We start from the raw sequence: 17,182 nt of genomic DNA, 5'->3' as shown, positions 1-17,182 counted from the left end.
ATCAACATATTGGAATATGGTTTATAGTCAATTATCTAGAGAAGTTGAAAGTGATTTAGAAGGAATAGAAAATATGAAAAATACTGGTCAAAATATGGCATGTATTCTTAAAAAATAAATAATGATGATTTAAATAATATTGAATAAAGGGAAGTTAATACGATTCAAATAAGCAGACATTATCAATGATGAAAGATATGTTTACTAGGGAATCGTATTTTTATTTGAGAAAATCAAAGTAAGGTTATATCATCTTTAAACAACCAAAAAAGTACATTTTATTTTTTATGAAGCCATTATTTTTAGAATTTCTATTGTTTTAAACACTATAATAATGATACCATATTATTATGATAACGCTGTTCTATATGCGATTTGATGTCTTTAGGGTTGATGGTATCATTATTAATATTTATTTTCTATTTGTAAAAGCAATAGATAACGCTAAGAAAAAAGAACGAGCAGAATAAAAGAGGAGGTCATTATGAAAATTCTTGTTTTTGATGAAGAAAAAAAGCTTGATGCTTATGTAGGAGAAACGATATGTGATTTTATCCGACAACATGATCAAGCAACAATTGGTTTTGCGACTGGTTCAACACCATTAGGTGTTTATCAATATTTTATTGATAGCTATCAGAATCACAAAGTGAGTTTTCAAAATGTACAAGCTTTTAATTTAGATGAGTATGTTGGATTGAAACCGGAACATCCTAGAAGTTTTGCTTCAGCAATGAAAAATGAACTTTTTTCCCACATTGATATTTTACCTGAAAATATCAATGCATTGGATGGCTCAAAAGAAGATATGGATGAGGAATGTCAAAGATATGAAACATTGATTGAACAAAATCCTATTGATATCCAAATTTTAGGAATTGGAATGGATGGACACATTGCTTATAATGAGCCAGGAAGTCCACTTGATGGAGCATGTCATGTTGTGAATTTACATCAAGAATCTATAGAAAGTTCACTTGATTATGGATTTGATCATATTGAAGATGTTCCTACACAAGGTGTCACACAGGGAATTGGTACAATCATGAAAGCAAAACAACTGATCATGATGGCTAAGGGAGAAAAGAAAGCTGATTTAGTGAAAAGAATGATTTATGGTGAAGTGACACCAGATTTTCCTAGCTCTATTATTCAAAGACATCCAAGTGTGATTGTCTGCCTTGATAGAAATGCAGCGAGTCAATTGAAGGAGGAAGATTATGAAAAGCGTTAAAATAGTAACAATTGGTGGTGGTTCTTCCTATACACCTGAACTGATTGAAGGATTTATCAAAAGATATGATGAATTACCTGTTAGAGAATTATGGCTTGTTGATATTGAAGAAGGGAAACATAAGTTGGAAATTGTAGGAAATCTTGCAAAAAGAATGGTGAAAAAAGCAGGAATCCCTATGAAGATTTATATGACTCTTGATCGTCAGGAAGCATTGAAAGATGCAGATTTTGTCACAACTCAATTTAGAGTTGGGCAATTAGATGCGAGAGAAAAAGATGAATTGATTCCTTTAAAATATGGTGTCATTGGACAAGAAACAAATGGTCCAGGAGGTATGTTTAAAGCTTTAAGAACAATACCTGTTATCTTTGATATTATTAAGGATTGTGAAAAATTATGTCCAAACGCATGGATTATTTCATTTACGAATCCATCGGGTATTAATGCCGAAGCTGTTTTTAGACATACAGGATGGAAGAAATTTATTGGTTTATGTAATGGACCAGTGAATATGATTAAAGATATTGAACATATTTTAAATGTTCAAGACAATGATGAATTAGATGTTAAAATCGGTGGTATCAATCATATGATTTATGCATTAGATATTACATTGAATGGAGAAAATGCGAATCGAAAATTGATTGATACAATGATTGATCAGGGAAATAGTGAATCTTTGAAAAATATTGTAGATATACCTTGGTCAAATGAATTTTTAAATAGTTATGGATATTTAGGTATTGGATATTTACGCTATTACTTACAAAAACAACAAATGTTAGAACATTGTCAGGAAGATGCTGCAAAAGGACAATGTCGAGCACAAGTTGTTAAAAAGGTTGAAAAAGAATTATTTGAAAAATATAAAGATGAAAATCTTGATGTTAAACCAAAAGAATTGGAACAACGTGGTGGAGCATATTATAGTGATGCAGCTTGCAACTTGATTTCGTCATTATATAATGATAAAGGTGATATACAAGTTGTTGATACTTTAAATAAAGGTGCTATTTCTAATATGCCTGATGATGTTGTTGTGGAAGTGAGCTGTAAAATCACAAAAGATGGACCTGTTCCTATCCCAGTCGGAGAGCTTCCTTTACAAACAGTTGGTTTAATTCATCAGTTAAAAGCTTTTGAAATTTTAACAACAAATGTTGCACTAAGTGGAAATTATGATGATGCATTAGTTGCGATGACAATTAACCCTCTTGTTCAAAGTGAAATCACTGCTAAAAAGATATTAGATGAAATGCTAGAAGCCCATAAAAAATACCTACCTCAATTTTATAAATAATGATAAAAAGACTTCAAACAATTGAATTTTGAAGTCTTTTTCCATATTTATATTTCATCCTGTGTTTCAATTGTCACAAGAATATCATTTTCTAAAATAGGCGTTGTTCCATTAGGAATAATAGATTGATGATTTCTTTGAATCATGATAATTAACTGTTTAGCAGGTAAAGAAATATCCTTAACAAGCTTATCTTTCCATTTATGTGATGAATGAATATGGGTTTCATCTAAACGAATGTTTTCTCTGTTTTCAAATTGCTTTGCGGCTAAAACAAGTAAATCTCCTTCTAATATTTCTGTATCACCATTAGGAATTAAAGTTTGGTGATCTCTTGCGATTAAAATGACTAACAAATCATCAGCATTAATATCTTTAAGCTTTAGATTTTTAAAATGATGATTAGGTCCTATTTTCATTTTCACAAAACACATATCATTATCTTCCTGATAATCATTAAATGTACGTAATATATCAACTTGTGGGTTAATCATATGACATTTCTTTGAAATCCATGGTAGAAGTGAGCCTTGAATAGAAAGTGAAAATAAGACAATACAAAAGACAAGGTTAAATAAATCAAATGGTAAATTAACTTGATAAAGCACAGCATATATCGCAAAGACGATTGATGCAACACCTCTTAATCCTGCCCATGATACAACGGTCATTTGTCGCAATGGTGAACGAAACATACCAAGGAGTACAGAAATAGATAAAGGACGAGCTACAAATGTTAAGAAAATCATAATCAAAATGGCAGGAATAATAACTTCTGGAAGTTCAGATGGTGTGACAAGTAATCCTAGTAAAAAGAAGATTAAGACTTGTGCCATTTTTGTAAGAGTTTCATAAAAATGAACCATGTCTTTTTTATGAGGAATATAACTATTACCTAAAATGATGCCACAAATATAAACACTTAAATATCCATTTCCACCAATCAGATTAGAAAAAGCATAAGTGATAATACTGCTTGCAAAAATAATAACTGTATTTTCATAGCTTTCATTGACATGAACTTCATTTAAAATTTTCACTATGATTTTTCCAATACAAAAACCACATAATAAACCAAAGATGATTTGTTGAAAAATCATAACTGGTAAAGATATGTTTTGTCCTGTCATAATCATAATCACAGATATTGTTAACATATATGAAACAGGGTCATTCGATCCTGATTCAATTTCTAATAGTGAGTCTGTTCCATACTTTAAAGATAAATGACGAGAACGTAAAATGTTAAAGACAGATGTAGCATCAGTAGAAGAAATGACGGATCCAATTAATAAACTCTGTAACCATGATAAATCTAAAACATAATAAACAGATCCCGCAACCAGCAATGCTGTTAATAAGACACCCAGTGTTGATAAGACAATAGATTTGATAATCACTGGTTTGGCTACTTTCAAATTGGTTCCAAAACCACCAAAGAACATAATGAATATCAAACTGGTTGAACAAATCATTTCGGCAATCTGATAATCATTAAAAACAACACCTAAAATACCATTTTCACCTAAAAGCATGCCTAAAAGAATAAAAAACAAAAGAGAAGGAATAGCCAATTTATCTAAAAAACGATTTAATAAAATACATATAAGAATAACACATCCAACTAATACAAAATATAAATCCATCGCATCATCTCCTTTTTCCAAACTATATCATATATTTGTGTATCCCATAATAACAAAAGATGGGAAAACGAAAATCTTTGTATAGAGAATAAATACTATACAAAGATTTTATTCATTAATAAGTTTTAAACTGTTCGTTATAGCAAGCTTAATAACAGACAGTATGAGCTATATCTGGTGAAGGAAGATAAGCATAGTACTCTTGAATTTGTTGACTTAAATCAAATGAATGGGATGAGTGATTTAAGATATGATTTTGTATTTGAGGTGGAAATAGCCTTTGAATAGAATCAATATAAAGATTTCCACTTTCCGGCGTTTCACATTGAATGACCTGGTTATCTTTGTAAGTGATTTTATAAGGAATAGAAAAGCTTTCATCTTGAATAAGTTCATCATTCAACACATAGAAACTTTCTAAATGTATCCACATAAAGATATGTTGATAATGACCTGTTTCTTCAATACCATAAGGAATATAATCTGTAAAAATATGATAGTCTTCCTTATCTTTATTATAAGAAGCATTCTTTTGTTTGGATATGACATAGTCTAAGGCTTTGGAATATAGTGTGTCTTCTTTTGCAACATGTGTCATCGAATCCTTTGTTATTGGACTTAAACAAAATAGACAGATGATTATCATAATGATGACCAAAAGTGATAAGCTGATTACTTTTTTCATGAATGGAACTCCTTTTCTAATTTAATGCACAATAACCTGTTTTTTCAATAATATATTGTCCCTGTGAAGAGAGAAGATAGTCTTTTAATTTTTTAACATTTTCTTTCTGATTTGATTTTAAAGTCACACAATATAAATAAGTAGATATAGGATATGTCTGATTTTTAATATTTTCAGTCGTTGGCTCAACACCATCAACAGATAATATTTTCACATCTTCTTCTTGATGTAAACCTTCCAGGAAGTACCTAAACGTATATCCAATAGCATCTTTTTCACCATTATATTGGGCTGTATCTGAAATGATACCTGACATACCTGATATGTATTCATATTGTAAAGGCTCTTTTAATGGAATATCTCCCATAAAGTAAGTCATCATGGCTTGGCTGCCAGATCTTTCTGGTCTTTGAAAAGCAAGAATGTCTTTGTTTAGTCCACCAACTTTCTGCCAGTTTGTTATATCACCATGATAAATATCTTTAATTTGTTGAGTCGATAGATTAGATACAGGATTATCTTTATTCACAAAGAAGACAAAAGCTTCCTGACCGATAGGTGTATATTCAAATTCGACACCAGCTTCTTTGGCTTCTGCTAATTGTGATTTTGAAGGTTTTGCGCCAAAGAACATATCAATATTCCCATTGATTAAACGGGTATAACCAACAGATGTATTAGTAAATGTGACAATTTTGCCATTAGTATTATAATAATTGTAATCTTCTGACTCACTATATGCTTTTTCTATTTGATCAATATCTTTATAAACGGCTTTCGCAATAGCACTATAAACAGGATAACAAGCTTCCGCACCATCAAGAACAGGCATATCTTCTTCATTTTCAATGATAAAGGTACTTGGTTCTTGAAGTTCGACAAGTTGACTATCTTCAGTATATGGATAAAAAGGAGATAAGTCAGTGCTGGAATAACCATTCATATAGTCAAAGCCATGACCACCACTATATTTTCTGGCAGGTGATGTTTGGTATACATAAAAACTTGTTGTACAAAGAAGGACTAGACATAGAATTTTAACGATGTATTTCTTTATAGGAATTTGAGCTTGACTAAAAACATAAAGACTTACTAATTGAATGAACAAAAGAAGAATAGGACCAAATATCATTAACTGATAATGGGCAGTCAAGGAGCATAGAAGTAAAAATAAAGCAAAAGGAAAATAGAGTATGTAGTAATAATTCCATAACTGAAAAGAAAGATATCCTTGAGATAATAAACTGACAATGGTTAAGCAAACTAAAATGATAAGGATGATTGTTAATTGGATTTGAAATTGATGTGGATAAAGACGATTTTTTCTTTTCAGATAGTAAGTAAATAATACAACAAGGATTGTCATAATGATAAAAGCAGTAGTGGGCATAATGAAAAGACAAATGAAAGATAAAACGAAATAAAGAAGAACATAGCGAAAAATAAAGTATTTAAGATAGTCTTTCATAATGGATATCACCTCTTAAAGATATTGTACTATAAAGATGTGTATAACAAATGAAAATATCTTTTTGTTTAACATAAAATTAATAAAATATTTATAAAAATGAGTCGAACAAAAATAAAAATTATGACATTCTATAAAAAAGATGACATATGAGGAGAATGATTCATGAATGTTATAAAGAAATATTTTTATGTTTTGATTTGTTTGATATTACTGGTTATAGGGTGCTTATTTATGATGAGTCATCAAAGCCAAGATTTTTATAGTTATCTTATTCAAGATATATCAAAAAGAGATCGTCATTTTGAAACGATTGAAAAAGTAAAATATCAGGATGGTTTGTATTTTATAGTTTATCAAGATAATCAAGCTCGAAGTCATTTGCTTATTTATGAAAATGTTCATAATTTATGGATGGATAACTATCAATTTTGGGGAGAGAGTTCTTCTTCAAAGGATATAGATACTTTCAATTATGCAGATTCTCATCAGGCTATGGTTGTTGTTTATGGAAAGAATAAACAAAATGCCTCTCAATATTCTTTTGTGAATAATGGGAAAGTTTATAAAAAAGAAATGAATGATTCCTATATTCTTGATATTTATATGTTAGAGGGGAGTTCATGTCATATAGCTGATTGGACTTTATATGATCAAAATCATCAAATTATACAAAATTGAAAAAATCAGCCTTGATGGGCTGATTTATTCTGTTTCCACTAAGATACAGGCAGGAACAGGTGTAATACCTTGATCGTGCATATATTGTAATAACTGGTCATCATATGTTCCTGGTTGCATCCATGCATAACGAATACCAATGCCAGACATTTCATCAACATAGTCATAAGCGTATTTTGGACTGACGACAAAAACCACAACATCTATAGGATGATCTATTGCTTCTAGATTTGGATATGTTGGGATATCATCTATATTTTGATAAATAGGAGATACACCATAAGTTTGATATCCTTTTTCTAATAAACGTTTAAATATTTTATAACCATATTTTTCTTGATTGGGAGTAACTCCCACAACTGCAAAATGATAATATTTTTCTAATATGTCTTTAGGATTCATACATTTTCACCTCAAAAGTATTATAACATATGCTTTATTTTATGCACAAGAAAACTTCAAGATACCAAAAAGTTTTCTCTGTTGAAGATGTATCAATAATTCAATTTGATAATATGAATATTTTGTGCTAATATGAAACAGATTAAAGGAGTGTGAGGAATAATGTATGATGTCATTGTTGTGGGTGGTGGACATGCAGGTATTGAAGCTTGTTTAGCAACGTCAAGAATTGGTAAAAAAACACTATTGGTAACATCACATTTTGATAATGTGGGTTCAATGCCTTGTAATACATCTATTGGAGGACCGGCGAAAGGTATCATTGTTAGAGAAATTGATGCTTTAGGTGGACAGATGGGAAAAACAGCAGATGCAACTTATTTACAGATGAAGATGTTAAATACGGCGAAAGGTCCGGGTGTTCAGTCATTACGTGCTCAAGCCGATAAGAAAGCTTATCCACGTTATATGCAAAAGATTTTAAAGCAACAAGAAAACTTGGATATTGTTGAAGCTATGGTGGAAGGATTAGTTATTGAAAATCAGACGGTTAAAGGTGTGACTTTAGCTGATGGAAAAACATATGCCAGTCAAACTGTCATTTTAACAACTGGAACTTATTTAAAAGCTGAAGTTATGGTTGGAGATCAAAAGACACCGAGTGGCCCTGATCAGGAAAAACCATCATTATATTTATCTGATCAATTAAGAGATTTAGGTTTTCGTATTCAAAGATTGAAAACAGGAACACCACCAAGAGTAGAAATCAATAGTGTGGATTACTCAAAAACACAATTACAACCGGGAACGGATGAACCACTCGCTTTTAGTTATGAAACAACAACATTTGTTCCTATTGAAAAACAAACTCCTTGTTATTTAACATATACAAATGAAAAAACACATCAAATTATTAAAGATAATTTATCAAAATGTAGTATGTATTCTGGGATTGTCAAAGGAATAGGACCAAGATATTGTCCTTCTATTGAAGATAAAGTTGTGAAATTTTCTGATAAACCACAACATCAGATTTTCTTAGAACCAGAATCCAAAGAAATGAATACTATTTATGTCCAAGGTTTTTCAACATCCATGCCTCATGATATTCAAGAACAAATGATACGTACGATTCCAGGATTGGAAAACTGTCAGATTTTAAAATATGCTTATGCGATAGAATATGATGCAATTGATCCATTACAATTATGGCCATCATTAGAAACAAAAGTGATTAAAAATCTTTTTACAGCAGGACAAATCAATGGAACAAGTGGTTATGAAGAAGCGGCTGCTCAAGGTTTAATAGCAGGGATCAATGCTGTAAAGAAAATCAATCATGAAGAACCATTAATTTTAAAGAGAAATGAAGCTTATATTGGTGTTATGATTGATGATTTAGTCACAAAGGGGACAAAAGAACCTTATCGTATGTTGACATCACGTGCTGAATATCGTTTATTATTAAGACATGATAATGCTGATGAAAGATTAAGACAATATGGTTATGATGCCAGATTAGTGAAAGAAGATGTTTATCAGGCTTATGTTGAAAAGATGAATCATATTCATGAAGAAATAGAAAGATTGGATAGTATTCGTTTTACGCCTAAACATGAAATCAATGAATTATTAGTACAACTAGGATCTACACCTTTAAAAGAAGGTATCAGTGCTAAAGGATTATTACAGAGACCAGAGATGGATTATCAAAAATTAAAGCCTTATATTGAAGATGCTCATTTAACTTCAGAAGAAGAAAAAAGAGTAACAATTCTTATTAAATATAAAGGATATATTGATAAGACTTTAAGACAAGTAGAAAAACAAAGAAAAATGGAAGAAAAACAGATTCCTCAAGATATTGATTATGAAGATGTTTTAAATCTTTCTTTAGAAGCTAAACAAAAATTATCTGAAATTCGACCAGTTACGATTGCTCAGGCATCACGTATTTCAGGAATCAATCCAGCTGATATTTCAGTCTTGTTGATCTTTTTAAAACAACATTATTAAGAGGTATATATGAATCAGGAACAATTTATACAAGCCCTTTTAGATAAAGGTATCACTTTAACATCAAAACAACTTGAACAGTTTGAAAACTATTATCAAACATTAGTTGAATGGAATCAAAAAATGAATTTAACAGCCATTACTCAAAAAGAAGATGTTTATTTGAAACACTTTTATGATTCATTAACAATTTCATTTGATTATGCATTATCCAATCAATCTTTATGTGATGTAGGAGCAGGTGCGGGTTTTCCTTCTATTCCTTTAAAGATTGTTTATCCAGAATTAAAAGTGACAATTGTAGATTCTCTTTCAAAGCGTATTACATTTTTAAAACATTTGATTCAAGTTTTAAATTTAAAAGATGTTCAAGCTATGGCTTCAAGAGCAGAAGAATATGCGAAAAAACATCGTGAATCATTTGATATTGTCACAGCAAGAGCTGTTGCCAGATTAAATATTTTAGATGAATTATGCTTACCTTTAGTAAAAGTTGATGGAGATTTTATAACTTTAAAAGGATTAAAAGCTCAAGAAGAATTACAGGAAGCTAAACAGGGTATAGAAAAACTTGGTGGAAAAGTCATGAAACAAGAAAGCTTCACATTAACAGATGAAAATGATCATCGTTGTAATATTTATATACATAAAGTAAAGAATACACCCATTCAATATCCTAGAGATTTTAGTAGAATTAAAAAGAAACCATTATAACGCATCAGTTGATGCGTTTTTTCGTATATTTATATGATTTCAGTTGATAATAAATAAAATAACTAAACAAATAAGTGAACAAATTATGAAATAACTCAAAAAAATAACTGAAATATATAATAAATAAGTGAAGAAATGATAAAATAAGTTAACAAATAATAAAAAATAACTGAATAATTAAAGAAATAACTTAAATATTAAATGAAATAATGAAAAATAACTTAAATTTTATTGATTTAAGTGAAATATTATTCTAAAATGAATTTAGAAAACAAATGATAATTAATGAATGTATGAAAAAATAGTTTAATTTTAAAGGAGGAAAATCATGTTAAGTGAAGAACTTATAGAATTGACATCATCAATTACTCAATTGAAAAGCGAAACACAGACAGTTGAAGTTAAAGCTGCTCATGGTGGTTGTCCTAAGAGATTGTATGATACTTTATCTAGTTTTTCTAATCAAGATGGTGGTGGAATTATTTTGTTTGGATTAGATGAAACAAAAGGTTTTGAAGCTGTAGGTGTATATGATGTTCATGATTTACAAAAGAAAGTGACAGAACAATGTAATCAAATGGTTCCACCTGCTCGTGCAGTGTTTACTGTTGCTAAGTATCATGGTTTAGATATATGTAGTGCTGAAATTCCATCCGTTGATATAACAGAAAGACCATGTTATTATGCTGGTGCAGGAAAAGTCAAAGGCTCATATGTTCGTGTTGGAGATGCCGATCTTCCTATGACTGACTATGAAATCTACTCATATGAAGCGTTTAAAAAACATGTTCATGATGATGAAAGACCAATTGAAAGAGCGACATTTGATTTATTGAGAAAAGAAGAATTAGAAAAATATATTTTAACAATGAAAATTAATAAGCCAGGATTCTCAAAATTATCTGATGAACAAGTGTATGAAATGTTATCTATCTCTAGAAATGGTATACCAACACTTGCTGCCGTGATGAATTTTGGGATATATCCTCAAGGATATCTGCCACAAATGGCTATTATTGCAGTTGTTGTGCCGGGAGAAAATTTAGGTGATCTATCAAATCAAGGAGCACGTTTTTTAGATAATAAAAGAATAGAAGGAACTTTGATTGAAATGCTTGATGGTGCTATTGCTTTTTGTCAAAGAAATATGAAAGTAGAAACAATCATTAATCCTCAAACAGGAAATAGAGAGGATGTCACAGAATATCCTATTAATGCCATTCGAGAAATTATTTTAAATGCTTTGATTCATCGTGATTATAGTCAATATACAGAAGGAACACCAATACAGATTTATTTTTATTCAAATCGTCTAGAAATTCATAGTCCAGGTGGTCTTTATGGACGTATGACAGTTGAAGATTTAGGACATTCTCGCCCTGATTTACGTAATCCTGTTTTAGCAACTATGTCGGAATCTCTACTAAATACAGAAAATAGATATTCTGGTATTCCCACTATTTATCGTGAGATGAGAAAAATGAATTTACCTGACCCGGTTTTTCAAAATTTGAGAAATGAATTTGTTGTAACTCTATATAATCAAAGAAAAGAAGAACAACATATTGATGAAAAAGATGATTATGATCAATTATTAGAATTTTGTCAGATACCAAGATCACGACAAGAAATTATGGGATTCTTAAATATTAAGACAACAAGCTATGTAACAAACAAATATATTGTACCACTTATAAAAGAAGGACGATTAGAAATGACGATTCCAGAAAAACCAAGAAGCAGATATCAAAAATATTATACTTTAAAAGAATAGAAAAAATATTTATGGATAGGAGTGATTATGACGAAATATGTAAACTTTTCTTCTATTTTTGTTAATAAACAACTATAATATATTTATAGACATATTTAGGGGAAAGGGGAGAGTTTTATGCGTTGTGACGTATGTGATACAAAAATACCTCCAGGAGCTGATAGATGTCCTAACTGTGGTTATCGTGTTCGAGGAAGTTCAAACATCACTCATAGTCAAACAATATCTACTGAATATCCAGAACCAGAAATCTTTAAACCAAAGAAAAAAAGGAAGTTCTATCAATCACGCAGTCAAACATCGGGTCGTTTTTCGCAACAAAAAAAATCACGAACTTTTAAAAAATATATTATTTTTATTATAGCTTTGATTGTTATAGGGCAGGGGATGGCAGTGTTTGTAGGGAATATTGTCACAGATTATAATAGTCATAACTATACAGAATTTACGGGTGAATCATTACAGGAAGGTATTGATAATGGTGATGATGATGGAACTTTACAATTAGCGTTGGACCATGAAAATGATTTAACAACTTTCTTTACTGATGAATTATTGATGGATGTTGATGTTTCTGAAAATTATAGTATTTATGAAGATGAATATAGTGCTTATATAAATGTATATGGCACATATGATACTGTGAGTTTAACGGCTTCTATGAGTTTTCTTGAACAACAGCCGTATCATCAGTCTGTCACTTTATCTTGGACGAATCAAGGAAGTATAAGAGAAAATCCGATTTATTTGGATACATCACTTATAGAGAAAATAAATGAAAGATTTCAGATAGATATTTATCAGTCTATTGAACAATATAAATCTCAATTAAAAGTTGATGAAGATGATGATACACGTTTTGTGGTAAGTGATTATCAGGATGATACAAGTGTTTATTTCAGTGAATCTTTAGGTAGTGATGATAATTATTTTGTTTATTTATCTTTAGGACAGGACATTGGTGAAAACTGATGTCTTTTCTATTTGAGAAAATATGTTGAAATAAATAATAAACAATATATAATAATATTAAATAATAAAGAATAAGAAATGAGGGTGACTATGTTTGCAAAAGAAAGGCAAGAGGATATTGTAAGGCAGGTCAATTTATCTGGTCATGTTAAGGTTAAGGAATTGAGCTTAAAATATCAGGTGACTGAAGATTGTATCCGTAAGGATTTAAGTCTTTTAGAGAAAAAAGGATTATTGAAAAAGACTTATGGAGGAGCTATGAGTCTTCGTAAAAATCCCCATTTGTATAGTAGTATACAGCGTAAAGATATGAATGATAAGCAACGCCAAGAAATAGCGAAAAAAGTCATATCATTATTAGAAAATCAAGATACGATTTATTTAGATATTTCAAGAACAAATGTAGAAGTGGCTCATTTATTGAATGCTTCTTCTTTATCTCTTATTGTCATCACTAATATGATAGAAATATTAGATGTCTTAAAAGATAATCAAAATATATCAGTTGTCTTTATTGGTGGTGAATTGAATAAGGAAAGAGATGGCTTTTGGGGTGGATTATCTTTACAGATGATTCAACAATTTAAGATTGATAAAGCATTTTTAGGGGTTGTAGGCGTTCAATTCAATAATGGAGATGTTTCTACATATTATATTGAAGATGGTTTGATGAAACAAAGGGTTATGAAACAGAGTCAGAGAAATTATCTTTTGTGTGAAACAAGAAAGCTAAGTGAAGATGGACAGTTTATTTATGGAAATTTAAAAGATGTAGATGGGTTGATTTTAAGTGATGTATTGAATCAAGATTATCAAGAGTATATGAAAATTTATGATATTGAGATGTTGTAGGAGGGGACTATGGAAAAATTAATGAGTCAAAGAATTCAAATATTAAAAGAGAAAATGTTATCTTCACCACGTTATGCTTCAATTGAACAGGCTCGTATCATTACACGTGTTTATCAGGAAAATGAATCTTTATCTGTTCCTAAAAAAAGAGCTTTATCTTTAAAGAAAGCAATGGAAGAATTGGAAATAGGTTTTGAAAAAGAGGAATTGATTGTTGGTAATCGTACAAAGGGTGTCAGATATGGTGTTGTTTTTCCTGAGAGTGGTTGTTCATGGATAGATAAGGAATTTGAAACATTGCCAACACGTCCCCAAGATCAATTCTTAGTTAAAGAAGAGGATATCCAAGAATTTAGAGAAAAGATTTATCCTTACTGGAAAGGGAAAACGATGGAAGATGTGATTAAACATCGTGGAGGAGAGGATATTCAAGCTATCGCAAAAGTTGTCAAAATTAATCAAAAAGATCATGCGCAAGGACATATTTGCCCAGATACGGCTTTGTGGTTGAAACTTGGACCACAAGGATTGATGAAACAAGCTCAAGAAAAATTAAAAACTTGTGATGAATCACAAAAAGAATTTTATGAATGTGTTATTCTTGTTATGCAAGGTGCATGTACATTTATGAAACGTTATTATGATATGATTATGGAAAATATTCATGATGTTGAAGGATCTTATCAACAATCTTTGAAAACTGTCGCAAATAATTGTTTAAATCTCACAAAACGTCCACCAGAAACATTCCATGAAGCAGTGCAATCACTATGGTTTTTATTTGTATTGTTGCATATGGAATCCAATGCTTCTTCATTTTCACCTGGAAGAATGGATCAATACTTATATCCCTATTATCAAAAAGATATTGAAGCTGGAAAAATATCTATGGCAGATGCTTTAGACATCTTAGAATGTTTATGGCTAAAATTTAATCAGATTGTTTATTTACGTAATCAAAATAGTGCGAAATATTTTGCGGGATTCCCAATTGGATTTAACATTGCGATTGGTGGTCTTGATGAAAATGGTAATGATACTTATAATGAATTATCTTTGCTTTGCTTACAATGTCAATATGATTTAGGATTACCACAACCTAATTTATCTGTAAGATTAAATCGTCATAGTTCTCATGAATTAATGCAAAAGGCAATAGAAGTTGTATCTAAAGGAAGTGGAATGCCTCAATTCTTCAATGATGAAGCGATTATCCATGCGTTAATAGATTTAGGAATTGAAAAGAAAGACGCTTTGAATTATGCGATTGTAGGATGTGTTGAATTAACAACACATGGAAATAACTTGGGTTGGTCTGATGCTGCTATGTTTAATTTGAATAAAGCGTTAGAACTAACATTGAATCATGGTAAATGTTTGCTTACACATGAACAAATAGGTTTGGATTTAGGTGGTTTAGATACTTATGAAACATTTGATGATTTAGAAAATGCATTTCAAAAGCAAATCGATTATTTTATTGAAAAAATGATGCAATGTGAAATTATTGTTGAAAAAGCCCATCAAGATTGTTTACCTACTGCCTTTTTATCATCAGTCATTGATGATTGTTTAGAAAAAGGATTGGATGTGACTAAAGGTGGTGCTAAGTATAATTTATCTGGTATCCAGATGATTCAAATTGCCAATCTGGCTGATTCATTAGCAGCAATGAAAAAGTTGGTTTATGATGATGGTGTGATTGAGGCTGGAAAATTATTGAAAGCTTTACAGGCTGATTTTCAAGGCTATGAAATCATACAGACTATGCTATTGAATAAAGTGCCTAAGTATGGAAATGATGTGGAATGGGTTGATCGTTTAGGAGCAAAATGGGCTGAGTATTTTAGAGAAAGAATGAAAGATTATACGAATTATCGTGGTGGGCCTTACCATACAGGAATGTATACCGTTTCTGCACATGTACCAATGGGAGAAAATGTAGGAGCTTCGCCAGATGGAAGAAATGCTTTAACGCCATTAGCTGATGGTGGTATGTCACCGGTATATGGACGTGATTTAAAAGGTCCAACTGCAGTTCTTAAATCAGTATCACGCTTAAATAATAGTTTGACAACCAATGGTGGTTTATTGAATATGAAGTTTTTACCAGAGTTTTTTCAAACAAAAAATGGCATGAACAAATTTGAAAACTTTTTAAGAGCTTTTGTTGATTTGAAAATTCCACATATTCAATTTAATGTTGTCAGACGTGAAGATTTACAAGATGCCAAGATTCATCCACAGCTCCATAAATCATTAACGATTCGTGTGGCAGGATATACAGCTTATTTTGTAGAGTTAGCACATAAATTACAAGATGAAATCATTGAAAGGACAACATATGACAACATCTAAAGCTTTAGTTTTTGATATTAAGAGATTTGCTGTGCATGATGGTGATGGGATTCGTACAACGATTTTCTTCAAAGGTTGTCCCCTTCGTTGTATCTGGTGTCAAAATCCCGAAGGAATCTCAACTTTACGCAAACCCATTTATTTTCAAAATAACTGTATACATTGTCGTTGTTGTGAAAAGTATGCGAAAGAAGGACAAATGATTTATCAAAATGATAGACCTTATTTCAATAAAGATTATCAAGGAGATTTTGATAACCTTGTTAATATCTGCCCATCATCAGCTATTCGTTATGACAGTCAATATTATGATGTTGATATGTTGATGAAAGAAATTGAGTCAGATCGTGTTTTTTATCGTGATAGTGGTGGAGTGACTTTTTCTGGAGGGGAACCATTGATGCAGGGAGAGTTCTTAATTGATATTTTAAAACGTTGCCATCAACAACATATTCATACAGCTATTGAAACAACATTATATACATCATTAGAACTCATTCAAAAAGCCTTGCCTTATCTAGATCAAATTTATATTGATTTAAAAATATATGATGAAGCATTACATCAAAAGTATGTAGGTGGGTCAGTAGCGCTTATTAAAAAGCATATAGAATATATTTTAAAAAGTGAACATTGGAAAAAAGTCATTATCCGTACTCCACTAATTCCACAAATCACAGCGACTATACAAAACCTACAATCTATCAGTCAGTTTTTATCACATATTAATCCAGAAGTATATTATGAATTATTAAATTATAATCCTTTGGCTTCTTCTAAATATGAATATGTTGATTTTGATTATGGGATTGATTTAAAATATAAGAAATATACAGATGATGAAATGGAAGTATTTTATCAAATGACTTATCAAAATGGTATTAAAAATTTAATCAAGGAATAACAGGAGGAAAAGAAAATGGAATTGATTATTGATACAGTTGATTTAAATGAAATAAAAGAAGCAGTAGAATATATGCCTATTGTTGGTGTAACGAGTAATCCTTCAATAGTAAAAAAGACAAATCCAAAGGATTTCTTTGAACATATGCGAACAATTAGAGAAATTATTGGGAA

15 protein-coding genes are annotated in these 17,182 nt (G+C 30.5%); 11 read left to right on the top strand and 4 right to left on the bottom strand.

Features of this window, described 5'->3' with window-relative positions; genetic code table 11:
* Positions 1-484: 484 nt before the first annotated feature.
* Positions 485-1,234, top strand: a complete 750-nt coding sequence (gene nagB / locus B5E75_RS12550; protein WP_087359773.1) for a glucosamine-6-phosphate deaminase — start codon at positions 485-487, stop codon at positions 1,232-1,234.
* Complete coding sequence (locus B5E75_RS12545; protein WP_087359770.1) at positions 1,221-2,537, top strand: 6-phospho-beta-glucosidase; 1,317 nt, start codon at positions 1,221-1,223, stop codon at positions 2,535-2,537. Before nagB ends, B5E75_RS12545 begins: the two co-directional genes overlap by 14 nt.
* 47 nt (positions 2,538-2,584) lie before the next feature.
* Here B5E75_RS12545 and B5E75_RS12540 read toward each other — a convergent pair whose 3' ends face one another.
* From B5E75_RS12540 to B5E75_RS12530, 3 genes are all read right to left on the bottom strand, one after another.
* Entirely contained in the window at positions 2,585-4,183 is a 1,599-nt protein-coding gene (locus B5E75_RS12540) for a potassium/proton antiporter (RefSeq protein WP_087359768.1), read from the bottom strand.
* 148 nt (positions 4,184-4,331) lie between these two features.
* Positions 4,332-4,868, bottom strand: a complete 537-nt coding sequence (locus B5E75_RS12535; protein ID WP_087359765.1) for a hypothetical protein — start codon at positions 4,866-4,868, stop codon at positions 4,332-4,334.
* Positions 4,869-4,884: 16 nt separating this feature from the next.
* Complete coding sequence (locus tag B5E75_RS12530) at positions 4,885-6,336, bottom strand: PstS family phosphate ABC transporter substrate-binding protein (protein ID WP_087359762.1); 1,452 nt, start codon at positions 6,334-6,336, stop codon at positions 4,885-4,887.
* Between the two features lie 165 nt (positions 6,337-6,501).
* Here B5E75_RS12530 and B5E75_RS12525 point away from each other — a divergent pair, with 165 nt between their 5' ends.
* Positions 6,502-7,017, top strand: a complete 516-nt coding sequence (locus tag B5E75_RS12525; RefSeq protein WP_087359759.1) for a hypothetical protein — start codon at positions 6,502-6,504, stop codon at positions 7,015-7,017.
* Positions 7,018-7,041: 24 nt separating this feature from the next.
* Here B5E75_RS12525 and B5E75_RS12520 read toward each other — a convergent pair whose 3' ends face one another.
* A complete protein-coding gene (locus B5E75_RS12520) occupies positions 7,042-7,419 on the bottom strand; it encodes a CoA-binding protein (protein ID WP_087359756.1) in 378 nt (125 codons plus the stop codon).
* A gap of 162 nt (positions 7,420-7,581) precedes the next feature.
* On the opposite strand from B5E75_RS12520, the gene mnmG reads away from it, so the two are divergent.
* The 8 genes from mnmG to B5E75_RS12480 form a co-directional block, all read left to right on the top strand.
* A complete protein-coding gene (gene mnmG, locus B5E75_RS12515; protein WP_087359753.1) occupies positions 7,582-9,435 on the top strand; it encodes a tRNA uridine-5-carboxymethylaminomethyl(34) synthesis enzyme MnmG in 1,854 nt (617 codons plus the stop codon).
* A gap of 9 nt (positions 9,436-9,444) precedes the next feature.
* A complete protein-coding gene (rsmG, locus tag B5E75_RS12510; RefSeq protein ID WP_087359750.1) occupies positions 9,445-10,149 on the top strand; it encodes a 16S rRNA (guanine(527)-N(7))-methyltransferase RsmG in 705 nt (234 codons plus the stop codon).
* Between the two features lie 328 nt (positions 10,150-10,477).
* Complete coding sequence (locus B5E75_RS12505; protein ID WP_087359747.1) at positions 10,478-11,923, top strand: ATP-binding protein; 1,446 nt, start codon at positions 10,478-10,480, stop codon at positions 11,921-11,923.
* A 117-nt stretch (positions 11,924-12,040) separates the two neighbouring features.
* Positions 12,041-12,895: a zinc ribbon domain-containing protein gene (locus B5E75_RS12500; protein WP_087359745.1), complete on the top strand. Its 855-nt coding sequence runs from the start codon at positions 12,041-12,043 to the stop codon at positions 12,893-12,895.
* A 90-nt stretch (positions 12,896-12,985) separates the two neighbouring features.
* Positions 12,986-13,747: a DeoR/GlpR family DNA-binding transcription regulator gene (locus tag B5E75_RS12495; RefSeq protein WP_087359742.1), complete on the top strand. Its 762-nt coding sequence runs from the start codon at positions 12,986-12,988 to the stop codon at positions 13,745-13,747.
* 9 nt (positions 13,748-13,756) lie between these two features.
* The gene (locus B5E75_RS12490) at positions 13,757-16,105 is read left to right on the top strand and encodes a glycyl radical protein (RefSeq protein WP_087359739.1); all 2,349 of its coding nucleotides are present in this window, start codon (positions 13,757-13,759) and stop codon (positions 16,103-16,105) included.
* Complete coding sequence (locus tag B5E75_RS12485; protein WP_087359736.1) at positions 16,092-17,009, top strand: glycyl-radical enzyme activating protein; 918 nt, start codon at positions 16,092-16,094, stop codon at positions 17,007-17,009. Before B5E75_RS12490 ends, B5E75_RS12485 begins: the two co-directional genes overlap by 14 nt.
* A gap of 15 nt (positions 17,010-17,024) precedes the next feature.
* On the top strand, positions 17,025-17,182 hold a 158-nt coding region (locus B5E75_RS12480; protein ID WP_275086220.1), incomplete at its 3' end, for a transaldolase family protein.

Source organism: Massiliimicrobium timonense, from assembly GCF_002160865.1.
GTDB lineage: Bacteria > Bacillota_I > Bacilli_A > Erysipelotrichales > Coprobacillaceae > Allocoprobacillus.
Note: the sequence above shows the minus strand (reverse complement) of the source record. Positions and strands in the feature narration are given on the sequence as shown.

Excerpts from the sequence above, each read along its gene's own strand:
- mnmG (WP_087359753.1), top strand. The coding sequence starts at position 7,582 with ATGTATGATGTCATTGTTGTGGGTGGTGGACATGCAGGTATTGAAGCT.
- B5E75_RS12540 (WP_087359768.1), bottom strand. The coding sequence starts at position 4,183 with ATGGATTTATATTTTGTATTAGTTGGATGTGTTATTCTTATATGTATT.
- B5E75_RS12520 (WP_087359756.1), bottom strand. The coding sequence starts at position 7,419 with ATGAATCCTAAAGACATATTAGAAAAATATTATCATTTTGCAGTTGTG.
- B5E75_RS12500 (WP_087359745.1), top strand. The coding sequence starts at position 12,041 with ATGCGTTGTGACGTATGTGATACAAAAATACCTCCAGGAGCTGATAGA.
- B5E75_RS12535 (WP_087359765.1), bottom strand. The coding sequence starts at position 4,868 with ATGAAAAAAGTAATCAGCTTATCACTTTTGGTCATCATTATGATAATC.
- B5E75_RS12495 (WP_087359742.1), top strand. The coding sequence starts at position 12,986 with ATGTTTGCAAAAGAAAGGCAAGAGGATATTGTAAGGCAGGTCAATTTA.
- nagB (WP_087359773.1), top strand. The coding sequence starts at position 485 with ATGAAAATTCTTGTTTTTGATGAAGAAAAAAAGCTTGATGCTTATGTA.
- B5E75_RS12525 (WP_087359759.1), top strand. The coding sequence starts at position 6,502 with ATGAATGTTATAAAGAAATATTTTTATGTTTTGATTTGTTTGATATTA.
- B5E75_RS12505 (WP_087359747.1), top strand. The coding sequence starts at position 10,478 with ATGTTAAGTGAAGAACTTATAGAATTGACATCATCAATTACTCAATTG.
- B5E75_RS12545 (WP_087359770.1), top strand. The coding sequence starts at position 1,221 with ATGAAAAGCGTTAAAATAGTAACAATTGGTGGTGGTTCTTCCTATACA.
- rsmG (WP_087359750.1), top strand. The coding sequence starts at position 9,445 with ATGAATCAGGAACAATTTATACAAGCCCTTTTAGATAAAGGTATCACT.
- B5E75_RS12490 (WP_087359739.1), top strand. The coding sequence starts at position 13,757 with ATGGAAAAATTAATGAGTCAAAGAATTCAAATATTAAAAGAGAAAATG.
- B5E75_RS12485 (WP_087359736.1), top strand. The coding sequence starts at position 16,092 with ATGACAACATCTAAAGCTTTAGTTTTTGATATTAAGAGATTTGCTGTG.
- B5E75_RS12530 (WP_087359762.1), bottom strand. The coding sequence starts at position 6,336 with ATGAAAGACTATCTTAAATACTTTATTTTTCGCTATGTTCTTCTTTAT.